Annotated in this window: 19 protein-coding genes; 9 read left to right on the top strand and 10 right to left on the bottom strand. The window is 71.9% G+C overall.

Annotated features, from left to right (window positions below; translation table 11 throughout):
- Window positions 1–105 precede the first annotated feature (105 nt).
- The 3 genes from ACIOC0_RS20330 to ACIOC0_RS20340 form a co-directional block, all read right to left on the bottom strand.
- Window positions 106–330 carry a heavy-metal-associated domain-containing protein gene (locus ACIOC0_RS20330; RefSeq protein WP_402156482.1) on the bottom strand — a complete coding sequence of 75 codons (225 nt, stop codon included), beginning with the start codon at window positions 328–330 and terminating at the stop codon, window positions 106–108.
- A 237-nt stretch (window positions 331–567) separates the two neighbouring features.
- On the bottom strand, window positions 568–1,185 hold the full coding sequence (locus ACIOC0_RS20335) for a sigma-70 family RNA polymerase sigma factor (protein WP_402156483.1): 618 nt from the start codon (window positions 1,183–1,185) through the stop codon (window positions 568–570).
- A 186-nt stretch (window positions 1,186–1,371) separates the two neighbouring features.
- Window positions 1,372–2,103 carry a hypothetical protein gene (locus tag ACIOC0_RS20340; RefSeq protein WP_402156484.1) on the bottom strand — a complete coding sequence of 244 codons (732 nt, stop codon included), beginning with the start codon at window positions 2,101–2,103 and terminating at the stop codon, window positions 1,372–1,374.
- Between the two features lie 258 nt (window positions 2,104–2,361).
- On the opposite strand from ACIOC0_RS20340, the gene ACIOC0_RS20345 reads away from it, so the two are divergent.
- Together ACIOC0_RS20345 and ACIOC0_RS20350 are read left to right on the top strand one after the other, a co-directional pair.
- Window positions 2,362–3,504: an MFS transporter gene (locus ACIOC0_RS20345; RefSeq protein WP_402156591.1), complete on the top strand. Its 1,143-nt coding sequence runs from the start codon at window positions 2,362–2,364 to the stop codon at window positions 3,502–3,504.
- The gene (locus ACIOC0_RS20350) at window positions 3,501–4,529 is read left to right on the top strand and encodes a sugar ABC transporter permease (RefSeq protein ID WP_402156485.1); all 1,029 of its coding nucleotides are present in this window, start codon (window positions 3,501–3,503) and stop codon (window positions 4,527–4,529) included. The genes ACIOC0_RS20345 and ACIOC0_RS20350 overlap by 4 nt, the downstream gene beginning before the upstream one ends.
- Window positions 4,530–4,742: 213 nt before the next feature.
- Here ACIOC0_RS20350 and ACIOC0_RS20355 read toward each other — a convergent pair whose 3' ends face one another.
- The gene (locus ACIOC0_RS20355) at window positions 4,743–5,915 is read right to left on the bottom strand and encodes an acyl-CoA dehydrogenase family protein (RefSeq protein WP_402156487.1); all 1,173 of its coding nucleotides are present in this window, start codon (window positions 5,913–5,915) and stop codon (window positions 4,743–4,745) included.
- Window positions 5,916–6,039: 124 nt separating this feature from the next.
- On the opposite strand from ACIOC0_RS20355, the gene ACIOC0_RS20360 reads away from it, so the two are divergent.
- Entirely contained in the window at window positions 6,040–7,779 is a 1,740-nt protein-coding gene (locus tag ACIOC0_RS20360) for a CoA transferase (protein WP_402156488.1), read from the top strand.
- Window positions 7,776–9,443, top strand: coding sequence for a class I adenylate-forming enzyme family protein (locus ACIOC0_RS20365; RefSeq protein ID WP_402156489.1), 1,668 nt, complete (start codon window positions 7,776–7,778; stop codon window positions 9,441–9,443). The genes ACIOC0_RS20360 and ACIOC0_RS20365 overlap by 4 nt, the downstream gene beginning before the upstream one ends.
- 504 nt (window positions 9,444–9,947) lie before the next feature.
- Here ACIOC0_RS20365 and ACIOC0_RS20370 read toward each other — a convergent pair.
- The 6 genes from ACIOC0_RS20370 to ACIOC0_RS20395 all read right to left on the bottom strand — a co-directional run bounded on the left by ACIOC0_RS20370 (window position 9,948) and on the right by ACIOC0_RS20395 (window position 15,736).
- On the bottom strand, window positions 9,948–10,772 hold the full coding sequence (locus ACIOC0_RS20370; protein ID WP_402156490.1) for a metal ABC transporter solute-binding protein, Zn/Mn family: 825 nt from the start codon (window positions 10,770–10,772) through the stop codon (window positions 9,948–9,950).
- Window positions 10,721–11,599 carry a metal ABC transporter permease gene (locus tag ACIOC0_RS20375; protein WP_402156492.1) on the bottom strand — a complete coding sequence of 293 codons (879 nt, stop codon included), beginning with the start codon at window positions 11,597–11,599 and terminating at the stop codon, window positions 10,721–10,723. The genes ACIOC0_RS20370 and ACIOC0_RS20375 overlap by 52 nt, the downstream gene beginning before the upstream one ends.
- Window positions 11,596–12,231, bottom strand: a complete 636-nt coding sequence (locus ACIOC0_RS20380; protein ID WP_402156493.1) for an ATP-binding cassette domain-containing protein — start codon at window positions 12,229–12,231, stop codon at window positions 11,596–11,598. Before ACIOC0_RS20380 ends, ACIOC0_RS20375 begins: the two co-directional genes overlap by 4 nt.
- Before the next feature lie 370 nt (window positions 12,232–12,601).
- Window positions 12,602–13,120 (bottom strand): copper chaperone PCu(A)C, encoded by a 519-nt coding sequence (locus ACIOC0_RS20385; protein ID WP_402156494.1) that lies wholly within the window; start codon window positions 13,118–13,120, stop codon window positions 12,602–12,604.
- Between the two features lie 76 nt (window positions 13,121–13,196).
- A complete protein-coding gene (locus ACIOC0_RS20390) occupies window positions 13,197–15,488 on the bottom strand; it encodes a heavy metal translocating P-type ATPase (protein WP_402156495.1) in 2,292 nt (763 codons plus the stop codon).
- Complete coding sequence (locus ACIOC0_RS20395; RefSeq protein ID WP_402156497.1) at window positions 15,488–15,736, bottom strand: hypothetical protein; 249 nt, start codon at window positions 15,734–15,736, stop codon at window positions 15,488–15,490. The genes ACIOC0_RS20390 and ACIOC0_RS20395 overlap by 1 nt, the downstream gene beginning before the upstream one ends.
- A 541-nt stretch (window positions 15,737–16,277) precedes the next feature.
- On the opposite strand from ACIOC0_RS20395, the gene ACIOC0_RS20400 reads away from it, so the two are divergent.
- The 5 genes from ACIOC0_RS20400 to ACIOC0_RS20420 all read left to right on the top strand — a co-directional run bounded on the left by ACIOC0_RS20400 (window position 16,278) and on the right by ACIOC0_RS20420 (window position 22,867).
- A complete protein-coding gene (locus tag ACIOC0_RS20400) occupies window positions 16,278–17,303 on the top strand; it encodes a permease (RefSeq protein ID WP_402156498.1) in 1,026 nt (341 codons plus the stop codon).
- On the top strand, window positions 17,300–18,022 hold the full coding sequence (locus ACIOC0_RS20405; RefSeq protein ID WP_402156499.1) for a TIGR03943 family putative permease subunit: 723 nt from the start codon (window positions 17,300–17,302) through the stop codon (window positions 18,020–18,022). Before ACIOC0_RS20400 ends, ACIOC0_RS20405 begins: the two co-directional genes overlap by 4 nt.
- 450 nt (window positions 18,023–18,472) lie before the next feature.
- Window positions 18,473–19,873, top strand: coding sequence for a YibE/F family protein (locus ACIOC0_RS20410; RefSeq protein ID WP_402156500.1), 1,401 nt, complete (start codon window positions 18,473–18,475; stop codon window positions 19,871–19,873).
- Between the two features lie 194 nt (window positions 19,874–20,067).
- On the top strand, window positions 20,068–21,540 hold the full coding sequence (locus ACIOC0_RS20415) for a Y4yA family PLP-dependent enzyme (RefSeq protein ID WP_402156501.1): 1,473 nt from the start codon (window positions 20,068–20,070) through the stop codon (window positions 21,538–21,540).
- A gap of 7 nt (window positions 21,541–21,547) precedes the next feature.
- Window positions 21,548–22,867: a pyridoxal-phosphate dependent enzyme gene (locus ACIOC0_RS20420; RefSeq protein ID WP_402156503.1), complete on the top strand. Its 1,320-nt coding sequence runs from the start codon at window positions 21,548–21,550 to the stop codon at window positions 22,865–22,867.
- The last annotated feature ends 1 nt before the right edge of the window (window position 22,868 follow it).

A 22,868-nucleotide genomic window follows, 5' to 3' on the forward strand; every position in this document is an offset into this window, starting at 1 on the left:
TTCAAGCGCAGGGCAATCCCTGCGGCCAGGCGGGGCCCGCGGACGGCGCTCCCCGGCCAGCCTGAGGGCACGCGCCGGCCGAGGCGATCGGCCGGCGCGTACGGCTCAGGCCGCGGCGTCGTGCACGGCTGCGGTCACCTCGTAGCCCGCCTCGGTGATCGCTGCCCGTACGGCGTCGTCGTCGACCGACTCTCCGTGTACCGTCACCCGCCCTGTCGGGACGTCGACATCGACCTCGGTCACGCCGGGTACTTCCACCACCTCTTCGGTGATGCTCGCGGCGCAGTGGCCGCAGCTCATGCCGAACACGGTGTAGGTCTTCTCAGCCATGGCGGGTGCTCCTGATTCTCTGTTCTCCGGCGGTTGTGGCTTCGGGGAGGTGTACGGGGTTCCGGTGCCGCGCGGCACCGGGTACGGCGCGAAACCTCCCCGTGTTCAGGGCTGATCGGGGTTGATGTCGGGGCTGTCGTGCAGGTCCGGTTCCGTCCGCGAGGAGGCGGATCGGGTCCGTTGCCGCCGCCCGGTCGGGTAGGACGAACCGGGCGGCCGCACACGTACGCGGCCCCGTCAGGCCGCGACGGCCACCGGCGTGCAGCGCTCGGCCTCGTCCAGCCACTCGATCAGCGAGGTGCGGGCGCGGGCGACCCGTGAGCGCACGGTGCCCACCGGGCAGTCGCTGACACTGGCCGCCTCCGCGTACGGAAGTCCGACGAGCTGGGTCAGGACGAAAGCTTCGCGGCGGTCGTCCGGGAGCGCGTCCAGCAGCGCGGCGAGGGCGACGCTGTCGTCGACGCCAGGCATGTCACGCGGCTGGGCGCGTTCGGCGGCCGACTGCCAGTCGTCGGTATCCGACAGGCGGGGGCGGGAGGAGTTGTGGCGGATGCTGTCGATCACGGCACGGCGGGCGATGGACAGCAGCCAAGTTCGGGCCGAGGAGCGGCCTTCGAACCGGTGCAGGCTGCCCAGGGCCCGCAGGAAAGTGTCCTGGGTCAGGTCGTCGGCGCTCTGGGGGTCGACACCGAGAAAGGTCACGTACCGGCGGACGTCTCGGTGCAGGGCGCGGACGAAGAGGTCGACGGCCTCGGGGTCGCCGCCGCGGGCGGCGAGTGCCCAGGCCGTGATCGACTCGTCTCTCGACGCTTCTTTCGAGTCTTCGCGCGTTGAAGACAGGACAGGAGTGAGCACCTGGTGTCTCTCTTTCTCGGGAATCCAGGGGAGCGGTGTCCGGGTCGGCGCGCGCAGAGCAGCGAGCGGGACGGCGGAACCGGTGAAAGGGGTGAACGGTCGGGCGCGCATGCGCGCGGCCGACGCCCGAGGCGGGGAGCCGACGGATCGTCGTCCCTGTGTGCGGCCTCGGGAAACCGGCTGTCGTCAGGCGACAGCGACCCCCGTGGGTGGACCCCGAGAAGTGATCGCGTAGGTGAGGAGGAGTCGCCGCGGCTTGCGATCCGAACGGCCCCTGAAGGCGCGGACACGTGGCCGGTGCGGCGACGCGGGCAGCCGGAGGATCAGGCGCAGCGGAGCGACGAGCCATCCAGCGAAAGCCCGCAGGATGCGGAACGCGGCGCGCTCGCCGTGGGCGAGCCACAGGCCGCACAGCAACGCGGCGAGAAGGTGGACGACGAGCATGCCGGTCGAGGACATGCCGCCCATGCCGTGGTCCACGGAGTGCGTGGCGATGTGGTCCATCGACCCCATGGAGTGCATGGTGCCCATCGTGTGGTGCATGGAAGCCATGGACGTCGACATGGCGTCGTGCTCCGCGCCCGGACCCGACGGCGAACCGCACAGCAGGTAGCCCAGCCACTGCTGGACGAGCGAACTGCCGCTGGATGTCTGCGGGTGTACGACGGCCTGGGCGAACGCGAACGACGAGTGGAGTACCGCCTGGGTGGCCACCACGACGGAGCTGACCAGAATCGGCCCTCGTTCCCGGCCGGCCAGCCACCACGCTGTGCCGCCGGTCGCCAGCGCCGCCGCAACCATGGCCCACCAGGACACCGTGGTCCCCGACATCATGACGTGACCCAGGGAGGCGAGCAGCACACAGACGGCCGCGAACACAGCGGCCCTGAGCGTGCGAGAACACCACCCGACAGTCATGGCGCCTCATCCTCGCAGTCCAGGTCTCACGCGTCACGAGAGGGTACGGAAATGCCCCTGGCGTCCGACTCAATCATGTCGCTGTGATCCACGCCACAGCAATGGGCGGGAACTCAGGGGCCGTTCGTGCCGACTCCTGCCGAGGACCCGGGAAGTACCGCCGGGTGGAGCGCGGGTTGAGGAGGGGCGCCGGTGGCGGCGGAGCAGAGTGAGATCCGGGCCGCGGCCGACGTCCGCCCGGCGCGGGCGGCAACAGCCATGACCGCCCTGCTGACGTGCGCCATGGCCTTCTCGATGATGCAACTGTTCCTGCTCGGCGCCCTCGGACCGCGACTCGTGGACGACCTGGATGTGTCGCCCACCGTGCTGGGGCTGACCACGACGGTGGGCTTCGGGGCGGCCGCCGTGCTCTCACCGGCCGGCGGGCGCGTGGTGGATCGCCTCGGGCCGCGCCGCTGCCTCGTCGCGCTGCTGCTGGTGTCGGCAGTGGCCCTGGCACTGATCGGCTCAGCGCCAGGCACCGGTTTCCTCCTCGCAGCGGTCGCGCTGGGCGGACTGCCGCAGGCGCTGGCGAACCCCGCCACGAACAAGACGATCCTGGCGACGGTTCCCGCCGAGCGCCGCGGCGCGGTGACCGGGATGAAACAGTCGGGCGTGCAGTTGGGCGCGTTCGCCGCCGGGCTCCCGCTGGCCGCGCTGGCCGGAATCGTCGGCTGGCGGGGCGCGGTGTGGGCGGCTGCCGGGACGGCCGTGGTGGCCGCGGTCTGGGCGGCGCGAACGCTGCCCGCCGATCCGCCCCCGAAGTACGCGCCCGCCTTCTGGATCCCACGCGGCGCCATCGCCTGGCTGGCCGCCTTCTCGCTGCTTCTGGGCTGCGGCATCGCCTCCGTGAACACCTACCTCGCCCTGTACGGCGTGCGGCGGCTCGACCTCGGCCCGACGGCGGCCGGCGCGCTGGTGGCGGTGCTGGGCGTCGCGGGGATCGCCGGGCGGGTGGGCTGGTCGAAGGTCGCCGGTCAGCCGGGGCGCGCGCTGTGGCTGCCGGGTGGACTGGCGGCCGGGGCGGTGGGCGCGGCACTGCTGCTCGCGGCCTCGGCGCACGCACACCCACTGGCCTGGGTCGCAGCTGTCACCGTGGGCATCTTCGCCGTCTCCGCGAACGCGGTCTCCATGGTGCTGGTGATGCAGCGTGCCGCGCCCGGTCAGGCGGGCCAGGACTCGGCTCTGGTCTCGGCCGGCTTCTTCGCCGGGTTCGCGATCGGTCCGCCCCTGTTCGGCCTGCTGGCCGACGCCGACCGCTACGGGGCGGGGTGGTTGCTGGTCGCCGGTGAGTTCGTGGGCGCGGGCGTGGTGGCGCTGATCTGGGCGGTGCGGGAGCGGCGATCGGTCGTACGGCGATGAGTACGGCGCGTAGGGCCAAGGGCGCGGTCCACTCGTCCCCTGGCGCCCCTGAGTGGGTGCGCCCCGCGCTGGAGTCCGTCCTCGGCCGGGTGGCTGTCACCCTGACCGAAGTTGGCGACCGTTTCCCGCTGTTCGCGGACCACGGCGACGGCCGGTGGACGACGACCGGGCGGGGCTCATGGACAGGCGGCTTCTGGGCAGGTCTGTTGTGGCTCCGCGCCCGGCACACAGGGCAGGAAACCGACCGCGAGGCCGCCGCGCGGTTCACAGCCCGGCTCACCGGCTGGGTGGACACCAACACCGCCACGCGCGGACTGATCTTCTGGTACGGCACGGCGCTCGCCGACTCGCCTGAGGCCGCCGCTCTGCGCGTGCGGGCGGCCAACGCCTGCCGGGGCGCGTACGACACCGAACTCGGCCTGGTTCCCTGGGGCTCGGCGTTCGGCGGGCCCCGCCTCCTGGCCCGTGTGGACGGCGTACCGGGCATGGTTCCGCTGCTGGCCTCGGTGGACCCGCAGGCGGCAAGGTCCCATCTGCGCCGCCACCTCGAACTCTCCCTGAGCGAAGGGCCCTCGTGCTGGTCCTGGCGGTACGAGCAGCCTGCCGGCTGGGCTCCCTGCGACGATCCACCGCCTGGCTGGAGCCGAGGCCGCGCCTGGCTGCTGCTGGCTGTCGCCGACGCCGCACACCGTCTCGAAACCGACGACCACGTGAAATCCATAAGCCGCTTGCTTCCGAAGGTGACTGTGCCGCCGGCCGACGAGGCACACTCCGAAGGCCCTCTCGACACCTCCGCCGCCGCCATCACCGCGGTGGCCCTGCTCAAGCTCGGCCGCTGCGAGCAGGCCGTCGCACTGCTCGACGAACTGGTCAGCACCCATGTCACGGAGGACGGCCGTCTCCTGAACGGCTGCTACGACCTCGCCTCGGGGACGGCGACGCAACACGAGCTGGTCTGGGGTGACTTCTACCTCGCGTATGCGCTCGCCGCACTCGCGGGCCTCGTCGCCCTTCACGACGCCTAGCCAGCACCGCATCGGGCTTCGCTCACTGAGTTTCGCCACGCCGAGCAGCGTGGGAACTCCTTTGCCTCCCGAAGCGGCTGAGGAGTCCGGGCCGGGCGGGTGGCTGAGCCGCCCGGCCCGGGCACCGGGACCTGGAACCGCACACGATCGTCGCCTCCCGCGACGTGGGACGGCGTGCCGCGGCCTACAGGATGAACGGCTCCCGATGGAGTATCAGGTGGTGCGCAGGACCCGGCGTGCGACCGACGTGATGTGCAGCTCGTCCGGGCCGTCGAGGATCCGGGCCGCTCTGCCGGTGCGGAACAGGGCGGGCAGCGCGGTGTCCGGGCCGAGACCCGCGGCTCCGTACACCTGGATCGCCGCGTCGGCCACCTGCTGCAGGGCGCGCGCGGCGGCCACCTTGGCCAGGCCCACTTCCACGTGCGCATCCAGCCCGGCGTCGAGGCGGGCCACCGCTTCGTACACCAGCGGACGGGTCGTCCGCAGGGCGAGCAGCGACTCGAAGACGTGGCGCTGGACGAGCTGGAGGTCACCGAGCGGACCTCGGGAGCGAGTACGGGTCACCGCGCGCTGTCGCATCAGGTCGAAGGCCCGGCGTGCCTGCCCCAGCCAGCGCAGGCACCGCAGGGTGCGGCCCAGTTGGAGCCGTTCGCCCGCGACGGCCAGGGCCTTGCCGCGCTCGCCGATCAGGTGGTCACCGTCGACCACGACCTCGTCCAGGTCGATCTCCCACTGCCCGCTCGCTCCGAACACCGGCAGCTCCCGCACCACGCGGAAGCCGGGTGAGCCGGTGGGCACGAGGAGCAACGACAGGCCGTCTCGATCCGCCGGTTCGCCATCGGTGCGGGCGAGCACCGTGACCAGGTCGGCGTCGGCCGCCCCGCTGGTGAACCACTTCCGCCCAGTCACCCTCCAGGCGCCGTTCTCCCCCGGCACCGCGCGAGCGGCAGTGAGGAAGGGATCCGTACCCGGTACTTCCGGCTCGGTCATCGCGTAGCAGGCCCGTATCCCACCGGCGACCAGCCGCTCGGCATACCGGTCACGGACGCCGGGGCTTCCGTGCCGCCAGAGCATCAGCGTGTCGAGCAGAGGCGCCGAACCGAGGACGGCAGGCCCGTGGTCGCTGGCTCCCTCGGCTTCGGCGACATGGGCGTACGAGCGCAGAGGCAGCCCCTGGCCGCCGAGTTCGGAGGGAAGCGGCAGCGCCCACAGCCCCTCGGCCCTGGCCTCCTCCTGCAGTCCGCGCACGACGGTGGCTGCCTCTGATCCGCCGGCGTCCAGCGCCGACTCGTGGGGCACCACCCGGTCGCGTACGAACGCTGCGACGCGATCTCTCAACTCTGCTGTCTCCGCCGGGCATTGGGGCGCACCGGTGATGTCCTCCATGCAGATTCCTCACTTTTCTCCGGAGTCGCGGGAACCCCGGCCCCCGGCCGTCCGACTCCCTCTTCCGTGGAACTGGTCGGAGGCGATCGCCTCCGGGTTCCCGCGCGTCAGGAAAGGGGGAGGCATGACTACTCCAGCCATATCGGCAACCTCGCGGACGGCCGGACCGCTCGACGGGCTCCGCTTCGAGGGTTCAGGACCACCGGGCGCAGCGGACACCCTGGTCGCGGAGCACCTGCAGCTGCTCGGCGCCCAGCCTGACGGCATCGTCGGGGGCCGGTTCACCGTCACCGGGAACGAGGTCGGCGAGGTCTCCACCCGCACGATCTGGGGTGAGGCCGCGACCGACGAGGCCACCGCGCAGGCGGCCACCGGCATCATGGCGGTGCACGGCCGGCGCGACGGCACCCCGCGGGGCCTCGCCATCGACTACGCCGCCACCGCGACCGGCGTTCTCGCCGTGCAGGGCCTGTTGGCCGGGCTGCTGGCGCGGACCCGTGGTGGCGGGCACATCACGCAGGTGGAGGTGAGTGCCGAGCGGGCTGGTCTGCTCACGGTCTCTCAGTACCTGGCCGCCGAGGGCGCCGACGAGGGTGAGGCGGCCGAACTCGCCCCGGGCGGACCGCCGTTCACGTCCGCCGACGGAACGGTCTTCGAGTTGGAGACGCTCGACCCAGGCGTGTGGGCGGCGTTCTGGCGGGCCCTGGACGCTCCCGAGGAGGCGATACGCAGGGGATGGAAGCCCTTCCAGTTCCGGTACGCCACCGCTTGCGCGCCCTTCCCCCGAGTCCTGCACGAGGCGGTGCGGGCGAGCGGCTGGGAGCGGATCCGTCATGCCGCGGTCTCGTCCGGCGCCGATGTGTGTCCGCTGGTGTCACTGGCCGACCGGACGGCCGAGTACGACGGGGCCGCGCCCTGGGAGCTGACCCCGCACGACGCCGCGTACGTCCCACGCGGAGCCCCCGAAGGCGGACCGCTGGCCGGGTTCACCGTCCTGGAGGCCGGCCGCCGTATCCAGGCCCCTCTCGCAGCCCACGTCCTCGGTCTGCTGGGGGCGGAGGTGATCCGGATCGAGCCGCCGGGCGGCGACCCGTTGCGCGGTATGCCGCCCGCCTGTTCCGGCATCTCGGCGCGGTGGCTCGCGCTGAACCGGGGCAAGAAGGCCGTCGAGGTGGACATCAAGTCCCCGTCCGACCGGGAGCGGCTGCGTGAGATGGCCGCCGACGCCGACGTGTTCCTGCACAACTGGGCGCCGGGCAAGGCCGCCCAGCTCGGCCTGGACCACGAGCACCTCGCTGTCGCCAACCCTGCGCTCGTCTACGCGTACACCAGCGGCTGGGCCGACCGGCTGCCCGACGCCCCCATGGGCACCGACTTCATGGTCCAGGCCCGCACCGGCGTGGGCGAGGCCGTACGACCCGCCGGCGAACCGCCCGCGCCGTCCCTGATGACTCTGCTCGACGTGCTCGGCGGGCTGCTCGGCGCCGAGGCCGTCCTGGCGGGCCTCCTGCTGCGCGAACGCACCGGCCGTGGAGTGCGCGTGGACTCGTCCCTGCTCGGCGCCGCCGACGTGCTGACCGCCCCCGCCCGGGCCCGGGCCGCGCAGGAACTCGACCCGCGTCGGCCTGCCGGGTTCCGCCGTCCCCTGCGCACCGCCGACGGCTGGATCGCCCTCGTGGACCACGCTGCCGTCCCGTACGAAGTGAGCGAGCTGTCCACCGAGCGGGCACTGAAGCGGCTGCGCGACCGCGGCCTGCCCGCCGTCCCGGTCGTCACCGACCTCGCCGATCTGCTGTCCTCCGGCTCGATCAGCCGCGACGCACACGGTGCCCCCGCCGTCCCGACCCCCTGGAGCTTCGCATGACCGTGGACCTGCACGACCTGCTGCCCGCCGAGCTGCGCCGCACCTGGGCCCTCGACGGCACCTGCCCCGACCTCGACCTGTACAGCCTCTTCCGCGCCCGCCAGATCGCCGACCTGCACCGCACCGCGGTCCTCGACGCCAAGGGGAAGCTCTGTTACACCGCCCTCGACCGCAAGGTGCGATGTCTGGCCGCCGGGCTGTCCGGGCTCGGCATACGCGCCGGTGACGTGGTCGGCACACAACTCCCCAACGGCCGAAACGCCGTCATCGCCGACCTCGCGCTGGCCGCGCTGGGCGCCGTCGCGCTGCCCTTCCCGGTCGGCCGGGGCGGACGGGAGGCGGCCTCGCTGCTGCGCAGAGCGGAGGCGGTCGCCGTCATCGCCGCCACCGAGCACCGCGGCAACCATCACGCCGCCGACCTGCTCGCACTGACCTGTGAGCTGCCCGCGCTGCACACCGTGATCGCCGCCGGGCCCGGTACGGCCCCGGACGACGCCGTCGCGTTCTCCGCGCTGCTGCGCACCGACCCGAAGTCCTTCACCGCGGCCCGCCCCGACCCCGACTCCGCCGCCCGCATCCTCGTCTCCTCCGGCTCCGAGGCCGAGCCCAAGATGGTGGCGTACTCACACAACGCCCTGGCCGGCGGCCGCGGCAACTTCCTCGCCTCCCTCATCCCCGACGACGAGCCGCCACGCTGCCTCTTCCTCGTCCCGCTGGCCTCCGCCTTCGGCAGCAACGGCACCGCCGTCACCCTCGCCCGGCACGGTGGAACGCTCGTCCTGCTCGACCACTTCACACCCGAGGCCGCCCTGGACGCGCTCGCCGAGCACGAGCCCACCCACGTCCTGGGCGTGCCCACCATGATCCGGATGATGCTCGACCGGATCGCGGAAGGCGACCACCCGGCGTTCAGCCCGCCCACGGCCATCATCGTCGGCGGCTCACCACTCGAAGAGGCCACCGCCGAGGAAGCCCGCCGCGTCTTCGGCTGCCCCGTCGTGAACCTCTACGGCTCCGCCGACGGCGTCAACTGCCACACCGGACTGGGCGACGAACCCCTGCGCGGGGACAGACCCGGCATCCTCGTCGGGCACCCGGACCCGCGCGTCGCCGACATACGCATCGCCGTCCCCGACGCACCGGAGTTCACGGAGGCGCCGAGGGGCTCCGTCGGCGAGATCGTCGCCCGCGGCCCCATGACCCCGCTGTGCTACGTCGCCGCCCCCGACCTCGACGCCCGCTACCGCACCGCCGACGGCTGGGTACGCACCGGCGACCTCGGCCTCATCGAGGAGGACGGCAACCTGCGGGTCGTCGGCCGCCTGAAGGACGTCGTCGTCCGAGGCGGGGCGAACATCAGCCCGGCCGAGGTGGAGATCGAGCTCGCCACCCACCCGCTCGTACGCGACGTGGTGTGCGTCGGGGTGCCAGATCCGCTGATGGGCGAGCGGCTCGCGGCTTGCGTCGTCCCACGGGGCGAGGCACCCACACCGCAGGACCTGTCCGCACATCTGGACGCCCGCGGCCTGGAGCGCCGCAAGCACCCCGAACACCTGCTGATCGTCATGGAATTGCCGCTCACACCGGCAGGCAAGCCGGACCGGGCCCTGCTCCGTGAGCGGTTCTCCGCACAGGCGCCGGGGTCCCTCGCCAAGGCCATCTGACCCATACGGCCCTGTAGTCCCGTGTGCCGGCGGAGTCAACGACGTGGGGCCGAAGCAACCTCTTGCGGCTTCGGCCCCGTGTCGTTGACTCCGGCTCTCGTCTCACAGGCAACGGGCTGCGGTGTCGGTGCTCGCAGAGCGGTCAGCCGTAGCCTCTCCGTCGGCGAGGCGTGGTGGCGTACATGATGCGGATGACGCCGTCGGCGTGCCGTTCCGTGCGTGCGTGGACGCCGACGGCGTCGCCGAGTCTCCTTGATCAGCAGATCGCCGCCGCCCGGCACGATCAGCGGATCGGCATCCGTGGGCTCCCAAGGCCGTCGGCACGATGACCTTGGTGTCGAAGAAGCATGTCACCTCGCCAGGAGCCGACGGTCGCACCAGTGTCGTCTCCTGTCGGTGAGTTGCTTGCTCCCTGGTCCGAGCCGAAACTACTGGCCCTGTACGAGTGCCGGGCAGCCGGCGATCTCCCGGCGGCCCCGCACTCGCATCGACGGGAGCCCTTCGCTAGGAGGCCATGGCGTTCTTGATCGTGTCCGCCGCGTTCTTGTAGACCGCCAGCAGGTCCAGGTCCTTGCCGGGGTAGTTGACGATCTCCACCTGCTTCGCCCCCGAGTCCGGCAGCACCTTGCCCGTCGTCATGTGCACGTTGTCGAAGACGTACGCGGGCTTCTTCTTCGCCAGGTCGGACAGCTTCTTGGCGGTCACGGCCTCAGGACCGTACGTGGCGCTGACCTCGGCGCCCGCCATCTTCGCCGACCAGACGGAGAAGACCTGGGCGACGACGGCCGGGGCCTTGCCGTCCGGCCACGCCTCCTTCAGCTCCTTCTGCAGCGTGCCGTACTCGCTCTTGAAGGACGTGCCCCACTTCGCGGCGGCGTCCTCGGTGCCGAACAGCTTGCCCAGACGGGCGACTTCGGCACTCGCCTTGTCAGCGTCGTTGTCGAGGCCGACCTCGACCAGCTTCGCGCCCGACCCGGCCGCTTCCTTGATCTTCTCCGCGTACGGCTCGAAGGGCGCGTAGAGCACGAAGTCGGCGCCCGCGATGGCCGTGAGGTCGGACGGCTTGGGGTCGTAGTCCGGGGCGTGCTGCGCCGACGACGGGACGATGACCTTCACGTCCTTCGCGCCGGCGGCCTTGGCGAAGGCGCCCTCCCAGGTGGTGGTGGCCACGACGACAGGGGCGTCGTCGTTCTTCTTCCCACTCGTGCTCGTGTCCGCGCTGTCGGTCTTGCCGGAATCGCACGCGGTGGCGGTCAGGACGAGCGCCGTGCTCAGGCTCAATGCGAGGACGGAAGGGACACGGGCGATGCGGACGCGGATGCGCGCCATGAGCTGATTCTCCGTTCGGGGATGAGGTGGACGGCCAGGACGACGATCCCGGCCGTCAGGACGAGCACGGGCCCGGGCGGCCAGTCGAGCTTCAGCGCGACGAGGAACCCGGTGAGGTTCACGACGACGCCGATGCCGACCGCCCAGGCGGTGATGGACTTCAGGGAGGTGCCCAGCCGCCGTGCGGCCAGCGCGGGCAGCAGGGTCAGCGCGTCGACGAGCAGCGCGCCGGTCAGTTTGATGGCGCCGGCCACGGAGACCGCGACCAGGACGAGGAGAAGGAGGGTGAGCAGGTCGACGCGTACCCCGGAGGAGAGGGCGAGTTCTCGGTCGTGGAGCAGGAGGGCGAGGTCGCGGCGGCGCCACCGGAACAGGGCCGGTACGACGGCGGCAAGCGTGCCGAGCAGCCACAGGTCGGCCGTGCCCACGGACAGGATCGAGCCCCACAGCAGCGCGAAGGCGCCCTGTGCGTTGACTCCGGAGACGGCCAGGACGAGCAGCGCGGCGGCTATCGCCAGACTCATCAGCAGGCCCATCGCGCCCGACAGCCCGTCCGGCGTGCGGGCGAGCGGCGCGACCCCGGCCCCGGCGAGAGCGCAGGCGACCAGCGCGCACAGCATGGGGTCGAGCCCGGTCAGCAACCCGACCGCTATGCCCAGCAGGGCGACGTGCATCATCGCGAACCGCACCGGCATGATGTCCAGGCCGACGATGACGACACCGATCACGGGCAGGCCGATCGCGGCCAACAGCAGGGCGGCACCGGCCCGTTGGACGGGTACGAGCTGGAGGAGCGGCCCGAGGTCGGCGGCGGCGAGGGTGTTCACCGGACCTCCCTCAGCTGGCCGGCGGCCATCTCCAGCACCCGGTCGCAGCGGTCGGCCAGCGCCCGGTCGTGCGTGACCACCACGACGGTCACCGGCAGGGACAGCAGGACGTCGGCGGCCTCCTCCTGCCCGGCGAAGTCGAGTGCCGCCGTGGGCTCGTCGGCCAGCAGCACCCCCGCCCCGGCGGAGACGCAGCCGACCGCACGGGCCAGATACATGCGCTGCAACTGTCCCCCGGACAGCGTGTGCAGTGGCCGTCCGGTCAACGCTCCGACACCCAGCTTCTCCGCCGCCTCAACGGCTTCGGCCCGTGCCCGGCTGCTGGCCAGCAACTCGTGTGCCAGCAGTGGGAATCGCCCCACCGCGGGTTTCTGCGGAATCCAGGCACACGCCCGGCGCCGCCACGCCCACTCGGCCGCCGTGCCGGTGCCCCGGCCTCCGACCAGGATCTGCCCTGCGGCCTGGCGGTGCAGGCCCAGCACCGCGCGGATCAGCGTGGTCTTGCCCGACCCGTTGGTGCCGGTCAGCGCGACCCGCTCGCCCGCCCCGATGTCGAGATCCACACCGCGTACGGCCTCCACGCGGCCGTGTCGGCAGGCGACTTCACGCATCCGCACATCCAGACCGTCCATCCCACCTCCTGCTCGTTCCCCGAAAGGAGTCGGAGAGGGAGGCCGGTGAGTTCCCGACGAGCCGGGCGAATTCACGAAGCCTCGCGGCGTCGTCTGCGCGGGTCTGCCTCCGGGCAGGAGCCCGAGTCGTCCGGCGACGACCAGGCTCGTCCCCACCAGGACGACGACCGGAGGAAAGGGAACGGTCAGAGAAGGCGTGGCCTCACCGCGAGGTGGACCTCGGGCGCGGCAGGCCGGCCCCTCGGTGGCGCACCCATCGTGGGCCCGACATCGCACGGAACCGGAGCTGAGCGCCGCGATCAGCCTGAGCCCGGACGGCCACGACCCGCCTCGTCCGCCACGGCAAGGTGAGGGCCGCAGTGCCGCGCAGTCACACCCCGAACCTGCCGGGGCGGACCACGATCGCCAGCGCTTTGACCGGTCCGCTGTGCTGGAAGTACAGCGTGAACGGCACGAAGTCGAACTCGCGCCACCCCGGCTTCGCACGCAGCGTCACATCCAGACCGGTCGGGGACATGGCAAGGCTGTCGCCGGCCCGAACCTCGGCCGAGTCCACCGTCTCCGCGTACGCCGCACGGCCACTGGTCATGCGGTGACGGCTGAGCGCGGTCTCTCCGTCCGCGCCGGACACGGTCACCTTCAGCAACCGGTCGTCGGCGCCTCCGGAGTTGGTGATCCGGAAGAAGGCGGCGGTGTCCCGGGTGTTCCCGTACGGCATGAAGACGTGCGCGTCGGTGACCGCGATCCGCGCGGGGGTACCCGCGTTGCCGGAGGAGGTCCAGGCGGTCAGGCCGCCCAGGGCGACACTGCACACGGCGACGGGCGCGAGCGCGGAAAGCAGGGTGTCGGCGAGCCGACGGCGGGTCGGGCGCCAGGGGTGCACGGTCATCGGCCGCCTCGGATCGTCGTCGCCACGGCATGGCGAGGCGGCAGGGCTCGCCTCCGAGCAGGCGGGAGGAAAGGGATCATCGCTCACCGCTCCGAGCGGGCGAGGGCCGGTGTTTCCGCGCGGTGGAGGGCTGCCATGCCCGCAACCGCAGGCTGTTGCCCACCACCAGCAGCGAGCTCACCGACATCGCCGCCGCGGCCACCATCGGGTTGAGCAGGCCCACCATGGCGAGCGGCACCGTCACGACGTTGTAGCCGAAGGCCCACACCAGGTTGACGCGGATCGTGCCCAGGGTGCGCCTGGCCAGCAGCACCGCGTCCCCAAGGGCCTCGATGTCGCCGCGCACGAGGGTCACGTCGGCGGCCCCGATCGCCGCGTCCGTGCCCGTACCCATGGCGATGCCCAGGTCGGCGCAGGCCAGTGCGGCGGCGTCGTTCACCCCGTCGCCGATGACGGCGACCCGGTAGCCCTGTTCCTCCCGGAGCTCGCGTACGAGTTCGGCTTTGCCCTCGGGCGTGCAGCGGACGTGCCTTTCGTCGATGCCGAGAGCGGCGGCGACGGCCCGGGCCGGCGCCTCACGGTCTCCGGTGGCCAGCACCGGCCGCACGCCGAGACGCCGCAGCCGATGCACGGCCCGGTAGCTTCCCGGTCGTACGACGTCACCGACCTCGATCAGCGCCTCGGCCACCCCGTCGACCTTCACCAGGACGGGGGTGTGCGCCGCGGTCTCCACCGCCGGCAGTGCTTCCGCCAACGCCGGGGGCAACTCGTCGTCCGGCGCGACCACTTCGACCAGACGCCCCTCGACACGCCCCCGCACTCCGCGGCCTGTCGCGGCGCGGAAGTCGCGCACGTCCGGCAACGGCTGCTCGGGCAGGGTCCGGCGGGCGTACGAGACGATCGCTCGGCCCAGCGGATGTTCCGAGCCCTGCTCGACCGCCCCGGCCAGCCTCAGCGCCGTTTCCTTCCCCAGGCCGTCCGGCACCGCGGTGACCCGGGCGACGCTCATGTGCCCGGAGGTGAGGGTGCCGGTCTTGTCGAGCACCACGGTGTCGAGGTGCTCGAGCCCCTCCAGCGCCTGCGGCCCCCTGACCAGCACACCCAGCTGGGCGCCCCGGCCGGTCGCCGCCATCAACGCGGTCGGCGTCGCCAGCCCCAGCGCGCACGGGCAGGCCACGACCAGCACCGCAACGCACGCCGTGATCGCCGCCTGCGGATCGGCCCCGGCGCCGAGCCAGAACCCGAGCACCGTCACCGCCAGTGCCAGCACCACCGGGACGAAGACCCCGGCCACCGCGTCGGCCAGCCGCTGCGCCTTCGCCTTCCCGGCCTGTGCCTCGGTCACCAGCCGGGTGATGCGGGCGAGCTGCGTTTGCGCACCCACGGCCGTGGCCCGCACCAGCAGCAGTCCGCCCGCGTTGACGGCCCCGCCGATCACCGCGGAGCCCGGCTGGACTTCGACCGGCTCGCTCTCTCCGGTGACCAGGGACAGGTCCACGGCTGAGCTGCCTTCCACCACCTCCCCGTCGGTGGCCACCCGCTCACCGGGCCGCACGACGAATACCTGCCCGACCCACAACTCCTCGATCGGAACGAGCCGTTCTGCGCTGCCTTCGCGCACCGACACTTCTCTGGTGGCGAGTTGGGCCAACGACCGCAGCGCGGCACCGGTCCCATGCCGGGCCCGCGTCTCCAGGAACCGCCCGGCCAGCACGAACAGCGGCACACCCACGGCCGCTTCGAGGTAGATGTGCGCGATGCCGTCCGAGGCGGAGGGCACCGGACTGAACGGCATCCGCATCCCCGGCTCGCCCGCGCCCCCGAGGAACAACGCGTACGCCGACCACGAGAAGGACGCCACCACACCCAGCGACACGAGGGTGTCCATGGTCGCCGCCGAGTGCCGCAGCCCCCGCGCGGCCCGCACATGGAACGGCCACGCCCCCCATACGGCGACCGGCGCAGCGAGCACGAAACACAGCCACTGCCAGTTCCGGAACTGCCAGGCGGGCACCATCGACAGCACGAGCACCGGCACCGCCAGCAGCGCGGTGATCACCAACCGGTCCCGCTCCTGCCGGGCCTCCCCCGTCTCCCCCTCGCCCTGGTCGTCCTTGCTTTGCCGCTTCTCGGGAGGCTCGGGGATCGCGGCCGTGTAGCCGGCCTTCTCGACCGTCGCGACGAGATCCCCGGGACGGATCGCCCCCGGATGGCTCACCCGGGCCCGCCCGGTGGCCAGATTGACGGTCGCCGTGACGCCGTCCAGCTTGGCGAGCTTCTTCTCGACCCGCCGCACACAGGCCGCGCACGTCATCCCGCCGACGGTCAGGTCCGTGGTCACCAGAGCAAGCGCAGGTTCCGTGCTCATCAGCCGCCGCTCCCAGGCATGTCGTGCCCGTCCTGCATGTCTCCCATATCCGTGCCCCCGCCGCCGCCACCGTTCTGCGTGGTGCCCTGCATGCCGGGCGCGACCGGTCCGGCAGCCGCGCCGACGGCGTACGACACCGCGAACATCAGCACCAGCAGCAGGAGGAAGCCGCACAGCGCGGGCGGTGGCACCGGCTTCCGCAGCGCCGTACCCGCGCCGCGGGAGGTGGTTCGTCGGGACTCGCCCATACCTGGTCTCCAGATCGCCTCGTACGGCGTCGGTCAGGTCGTGCCGTACCGCATCAGCAGTCGGGCCCACCGAGGGACGAGTTCCAGAGCCGGCGTGTGGCGTGCACCACATGACCGATGTCCAGGCGCGCCGGGACCTGCGTGCGTATGCCCCGTCGACGGCAGGTGCCGCCGACGGGGCACCTGCTCTACCGCGTCCGAGCCCTGCTGGAGCGGCACCGTACGAGCGCGAACACCGCGGCGCCCAGCCCCAGACCGACATCCCATCACGAGGTCCCCCGTGGGCAGCCACCTGCCGGGGCCGTCCCCCACGCAGCCGCCCAGCGACGGCGTGCCTCCGGGAGTCCTGCCTCGCAGGGGTTCCTGTGGTATGTGCTGTCGTTTTGGACGGAGTTCCGCCTGTTGACACGGTGAGTGCCCTAGTCTGGCTCCGGCGCAGCCTTGACCCTGACAGCTTCCTGCGGGGTGGGGCCCGGTCGGCACACAGCCTCCGTCGCTCGTGTGCGGCGCGTCCATGGTGTCGTACAGCGAAGCGAGTGGCGTGAGCGATCAGGAGTACGCGGAGGGCCGGGCCGGGCTCGCCGACGTGGTGCGCCTCGTCGTGCGGACGCTCCTGTACGTCGTCCTCGGAGCTGCCGCGCTCGCCGTGATCGCCACTGTCGCCAGCGTCCTGGGGCCGGCGATCGCGCTCGACCTTTACACGCCGCCTGTCGCCGCCTGGTGGACGGTCTTCACGGCCGTCGTCGTCCAGGGCGTCCCGTTCCTGCTACTGGGCGCGGTCGTTTCCGCGGCTATCGGTGCCTTCGTGCCCGAGCGCGTCTTCAGCCGGCTGCTGCCGCGCAATCCGGCACTCGCCGTGCCCATCGCGGGCGCGGCCGGTGTGGTGCTGCCCGGGTGCGAGTGCGCGTCCGTGCCGGTGGCCGGAAGCCTGATGCGGCGCGGGGTGGCCCCCGCCGCCGCCTTGGCTTTTCTGCTCTCCGCGCCTGCGATCAACCCGGTCGTCCTGGTCGCCACGTCGATCGCGTTCCCCGGGCAGTCGCTGATGGTGGTGGCCCGTCTCGTGGCCTCCCTCGCCGTGGCCGTCGTGATGGGCTGGCTGTGGGCGCGCTTCGGGCGGGAGGAGTGGCTGCGGCTGCCGACGGCGCGTACGACCGGATCCGGCACCTCCCGCTCGGGAGCCTTCGTGGGCGGGCTGCAGCACGATTTCCTTCACGCCGGCGGCTTCCTCGTGCTCGGCTCGGCAGCTGCAGCGACCTTCAACATCACGGTGCCGCGCTCGGTCCTCGACGTCTTCACGGGATCGGCCTGGCTGGCCGTCCCGCTTTTGGCGCTGCTCGCCGTGGTGCTGTGTGTGTGCAGCGAGGCCGACGCGTTCGTGGCCGCATCGCTCAGCGGGTTCTCACCGACCGCGCGGCTTGCGTTCATGGTGGTGGGGCCGATGGTCGACCTGAAGCTGATGGCGCTTCAGGCGGGCACGTTCGGCCGGGCCTTCGCCGTCCGGTTCTCGTCGGTGACCTGGGTGGTTGCACTGGTGAGCAGTGTGCTCGTGGGGTGGTGGCTGCTGTGAGGCGGTACGGACCAGGCGTGCTGTTGCTGCTGGTGGGCGCCTCGGTGCTGAAGATCTCGCTGTTCAGTGCCCTTTGTCTGCGGTACGTGCAGCCCGGACTGAGGCCGTGTCTGATCGCGTCCGGGGCGCTGCTGGTGCTGCTGGGTTTGGCAGCGGGCGTGAGGGCCTTTCGGGCGGCGCCGGACGAGGACGCGCAGGACGACGGGCATGGTCACACCCACACGACCGGCCCGCGCCTCGCCTCGCTGCTCGCCCTTCCCGCCACCGCGCTGCTGCTCTTCCCGCCGCCCGCGCTCGGCTCCTACAGCGCGGCACGGGAGGACGCGCGGCGCGCGGCGCAGGGCATCGGCACATTCCCGGCGCTGCCCGCCGGTGACCCGGTGGACCTGAGCGTGGCCCAGTTCAGCTCCCGCGCGGTCTACGACAGCGGACGCTCACTGACGAGCCGTACGGTCCGGCTGACCGGCTTCGTCACGCACGGGGACGGCGGCACCTGGTACGTCACCCGGCTGCTGGTGTCGTGCTGCGCGGCCGACGCGACGACGAGCAAGGTGCAGGTCCGCGGCGCGGGCGCCCCGGCGGTGGACACGTGGGTGACGGTCACGGGCACCTGGCACCCCGGGGGCAGGCTGGGCTCATCGGCGGCCTGGCCTCCGGTGCTGGACGCGAGGACGGTCAGGCAGGTCGAAGAGCCGTCGAACCCGTACGAAAAGCGTTGACCGGATCGACGCGGCCTGGTCCCGTCCAGGGGACCCATGGGTGCAGTCGCCGACGTTGTCCGTACGGCTGTATGGGTCACCGGGAGCTGTAGGGCGGGAGCGCCTGGATCACGCGGCCTGATCAAGAGGCCCATGGTCCACGCCCGGTGGACGCGGGGCCCCTGTTCCCGTGCGGGCTGAGACCAGGCCCGGCCGTTCCCGTACTCTTCCTCAGAGCGGCCGCGCAGGTCCGGCTCGAGAGGGGGCAGGGACAACCGCGAGGGAGACGGCATGGGAGCCGCTGACCGGCAGGGTGCCGGACACTGGGACGGGGTCGGCGACCGGCCGCCCACCAGAGGTGGTCGTGCGAGCGAGTACGGCCACGACCACGCGTACGGGGATCCTCCCGAGCCGGCACCTCAACCCGGCTGCGAACCCGATGCGGGCCGAGGCCATCCCCCCTCTCCGGCCATGGGCGACGGCCTCGTGACGGGCAACGGTCGCGCCACAGCGACCGGCACCGGACATGGCCCCGACCACGGCCCCCCGGTGTCTGTCGGCGGCCACGGACACAGCCACAGCCACGCCCCCGCCGCGCCGGTCTCCCGGCACCTGCGCAAAGTCATCGCGGCGATCCTCATCCCCTTCACCGTCGCCGTCGTCGTGGGGCTCGTGGTGCTGTGGCCGGGCGGGGCGCCGCCGCACAAGCGCACAGGGGTCGGCTTCGATCGTCAGACACAACAAGCGACGGTCACCATGGTCGTCGAGGTGAGCTGCGCGTCGGTGAACGCCTCGGGCGAGACCCCGACCGGCGACACCTCCACAGCCGAGGGCTCATCGGCGCAACAGGAGGCGGGCGGCACCTGCAAGAAGGCCACGATCCGCGTGGACACCGGCAAGGACAAGGGCCGTACGTTCACCGAGATCGTACAGCCGGATCAGTCACGGCAGCTGCACCAGGGCGAGAAGGTCGTCGCCACCTACGAGCCTTCCGCGCCCGAGGACCTGCAGTACTCGGTCGCCGACGTGGACCGCCGATTCCCGATGGGCCTGCTGGCCGGCATCTTCGCGCTCGTCGTTGTGGTGGTCGGCCGACTACGCGGCGTGATGGCGCTGGTCGCTCTGGCCATCAGCTTCGGGATGCTGAACTTCTTCATCCTTCCGGCCATCCTGCAGGGCTCGAACCCGCTGCTTGTCGCCGTGGTCGGGTCGAGCGCCATCATGCTGATCGCCCTGTACATGTGCCACGGCCTGTCGGCCCGAACGTCCGTGGCGGTGCTCGGCACACTGGTCTCGCTCCTGCTGATCGGCGTCCTGGGCTCGGAGTTCATCGGGTGGGCGGCGCTGACGGGCAACACGGACGACAACACCGGCCTCATCCACGGCCTGTATCCGTCGATCGACATGAGCGGCCTGCTGCTCGCCGGCATCATCATCGGCTCCCTCGGCGTCCTCGACGACGTCACGGTGACGCAGACGTCGGCTGTCTGGGAGCTGCACGAGGCCAACCCGACCATGGGCTGGCGCGGGCTCTACCGGGCGGGCATCCGCATCGGTCGCGACCACATCGCCTCCGTGGTGAACACGCTCGTCCTCGCCTACGCCGGCGCCGCACTGCCGCTGCTGCTGCTCTTCTCCATCGCGCAGAGCAGCGTCGGCACGGTCGCCAACAGTGAACTGGTCGCCGAGGAGATCGTCCGCACGCTGGTCGGCTCGATCGGCCTGGTCGCCTCGGTGCCGATCACCACAGCCCTTGCGGCTCTGGTCGTCTCGGCGGACCGGCCCGGTCCGCAGAGGCAGACGGCGACAGCGGGCGCGGTGGCGGCGGACGGAGCGACCGCGGGCCGGGGCGGGCGCCGGCGCAAGCGTTGAGAGCGATCTCCCCGAGGCAGGCCCCGGCCACTCAGCCCCTTGCGTGGTCGGTCCAAAGCGCTGTCGCGGCGCAGGAGAGGCGCTACCGGGCGTAAAGCGACCGAGGATTGGAAAGGGGCTATACGGCGAACTCGGGATCGGTCGGGCGTAACCCGGGGCCGCCGGGTCTGACATGCGAGCGGAGGGGGCTGGGCATGGGCGGGCGTCCCTTGTATCTCGAGCCGCGGCTGGGCCCGCGGCTCGGCTCATTGCTGGGATCTCCCGAGGTGCTGCACATGCTCACCGATGCCCTCGGGTCTCCCCTGCACGTCGTGGTCCCCGACCAGATCGCCGCGAACCTGGAGGAGTTCCGGTCGGTATACGGCAGCCATCACCTGTCCGGCCAGGTGTTCTTCGCTCACAAGGCCAGCCGGTCCAGTGCCCTGCTGCGGCGGCTGGCTGCCACGGACGCCGGCGTGGACGTCGCATCGCTGGGTGAGCTGCAGCACGCGCTCGGCGCCGGCTTCACTCCTGACCGGATCCTCGCCACCGGCCCGAAGAACCCGGAGTTCCTGTGGCTGGCCGCCCGCACGTCGGTCACCGTCAGCGTCGACTCGTGCGGTGAGCTGGAGCAACTGGCCGGGCTGATACGCACGTACGCACTGTCCAAGATCCGGGTCCTGCTGCGCCTGTCGGGCTTCGAGACGCCCGGCGTCCGGGTGCTGAGCCGGCGCAGCCGTTTCGGTACTCCAGCAGGAGAGCTGGGGCCTCTGCTGGATGCCGTCGGGCGGCACAACGATGCGGTCGACCTGGTGGGGGTGGCGTATCACCTGGACACGACGAGCCTCGATGAGAAGGCCGTCGCGCTCGAAGGCTGTCTGCGGGCTCTGGAGGAGTGCCGCAGCCGGGGACTGCAGCCCCGGGCCGTGGACATCGGTGGCGGATTCGGGGTCAAATACCTCGCGAACGGCGAACAGTGGGAGCAGTACACGACGGAGCTCACCGGCGCCGTCCTGGGCAACCGCCCGTCCCTGACCTGGGGCGGACACGGCTACGGCCTGCGCAACGAGAGCGGTACGCTGCGCGGCAGTCTTGGGCTCTACCCGGCCCACCGGCCGGTCGCCGGAGCCCGGTACCTCGACCAGTTGCTTTCCCACCCGGCCGCGTCCCTGGGCGATCGTCCGCTGGGGGCGTTGCTGGTGGAGCACCTGTACGACGTGCATACGGAACCCGGGCGAGCGCTGCTGGACCAGTGCGGGCTGACCCTGGCGAAGGTGCTGGAGGTGCGCGACCAGGAAGCCGGCGGTGAGCTCCTCGTGCGGGTGGCGGCGAAGGCCGACGATATTGCGCTGGAGGAGCACGGTGTGCTGATGGACCCCGTGGTCGTCCCCCGGAGCGGCGCGGACTCCGGGACCGACGGCCGGCCGGTCGCCGTCCACCTCTTCGGCAGCCTGTGCCTGGAGACCGATCTCATCACGCGCCGCACGGTCTTCCTGCCCCGTCGACCCGAGCCGGGCGACCTGCTGGCCTTCCCGAACACCGCCGCCTACTGCATGGATTTCCACACCACCCGCGCTCAGCGGCAGCCCGGCGCACGGAAGGTCGCCGCCTGGCAGGACGGCGGCTCATGGCGCTGGTGCCTGGACGATCAGTACTGGCCGACCATCCCGGTGGGAGAAGCAGAGTGAGGGCAGAGTGAGGTACGACAGCATCACCGAGGCCATCGGCAACACCCCGCTGGTGCGCATCGACCCTGCCGTGCACGGTCTGACGCAGATCGACCTGTACGCCAAGCTGGAGCTGCTGAACCCGTTCGGGTCGGTCAAGGACCGGGCCGCCTGGAACATGGCACGCCCCGACCTGGCCGACGCGGCCGAGCGCGGCAGCCAGCTCGTCGAGTTGTCCAGCGGCAACACCGCCAAGGCCCTCGCCGTGATCGCGGGCATGCACGGCCTGACCTTCAAGAGCGTCACCAACCGCATGCGCGTCCCGGAGATCAAGGACCTGCTGCTGTTGCTCGGCGCGGAGATCGAGGAACTGCCGGGACAGAGCGAATGCCTGGACCCGACCGCCACCGACGATCCGCTGACCCTCTTCCACCGGACGATCTCCGAGCAGGGCAGCGCCTACCTGCACACCGACCAGTACTTCAACCCGCGCAACACCGAGGCCCACCTCACCGGCACCGGCCCCGAGATCGTCAAGGACCTGGACGGCCGGGCCCCGGACTGGTTCATCGCCTGCGTCGGCACCGCAGGCTCCTCCACGGGCGTCGCTCGCGTCCTGCGCGAGAACGATCCCGCGGTGCGGGTCGTCGGGCTGGTCGCGGCCAAGTCGGACTTCATCCCCGGCATCCGCACCATCGACGAGGCGCAGGAGGTGGGCCTGTTCGACCCCGGTACGTACGACACGATGGAGGCGGTCAGCGCCGACGAGGCGATCGAGGGGATGCTGACCCTCAACCGCCGGTGCGGCATCCTGGCCGGCCCCACCGGCGGGGCCGCCTTCTTCGGCGCCGTCCGCCATCTGCGCTCCGTCGACAGCGAGCTGACCGAGCGCCAGTCAGCGGTGTTCATCGTCTGCGACCGGGTCGAGAGCTACCTGAGCTACGTCCGGCAGCGGCGTCCCGACCTGTTCGGGCGCCCCAGCCGCACGAACTCCCCCTCCGACGTGACCGACGGCGAGATACACACGGCCCCGAGCGTGGGCGTGGCCGACGCCCGGACATGGATCGCCACCGGGCGGCCACTCGTGGTCGACCTGCGCAGCCCCTTCGCCTACGCCGCGCTGCACATCGACGGCTCGGTCAACATCGTCGACGAGGTCTTCGAGGAACTCCTGCGCAGCGGCCTGCCCTTCAGCCGCAGCCGGCCGGTCCTGCTGGCCTGCCCGGTCGGCGAGAAGTCCGCCCGCTACGCCGCCCTGCTGACCCGGATGGGCCACCCCGACGTCCGCAGCCTGGCCGGCGGCATCATCGCCTGGCGCGACGCCGGCGCACCCCTGGTACGGGACTGAT

Origin of the sequence: Streptomyces sp. NPDC088254, assembly GCF_044740925.1 — a bacterium.
In the GTDB taxonomy this organism is placed as follows: Bacteria; Actinomycetota; Actinomycetes; order Streptomycetales; family Streptomycetaceae; genus Streptomyces.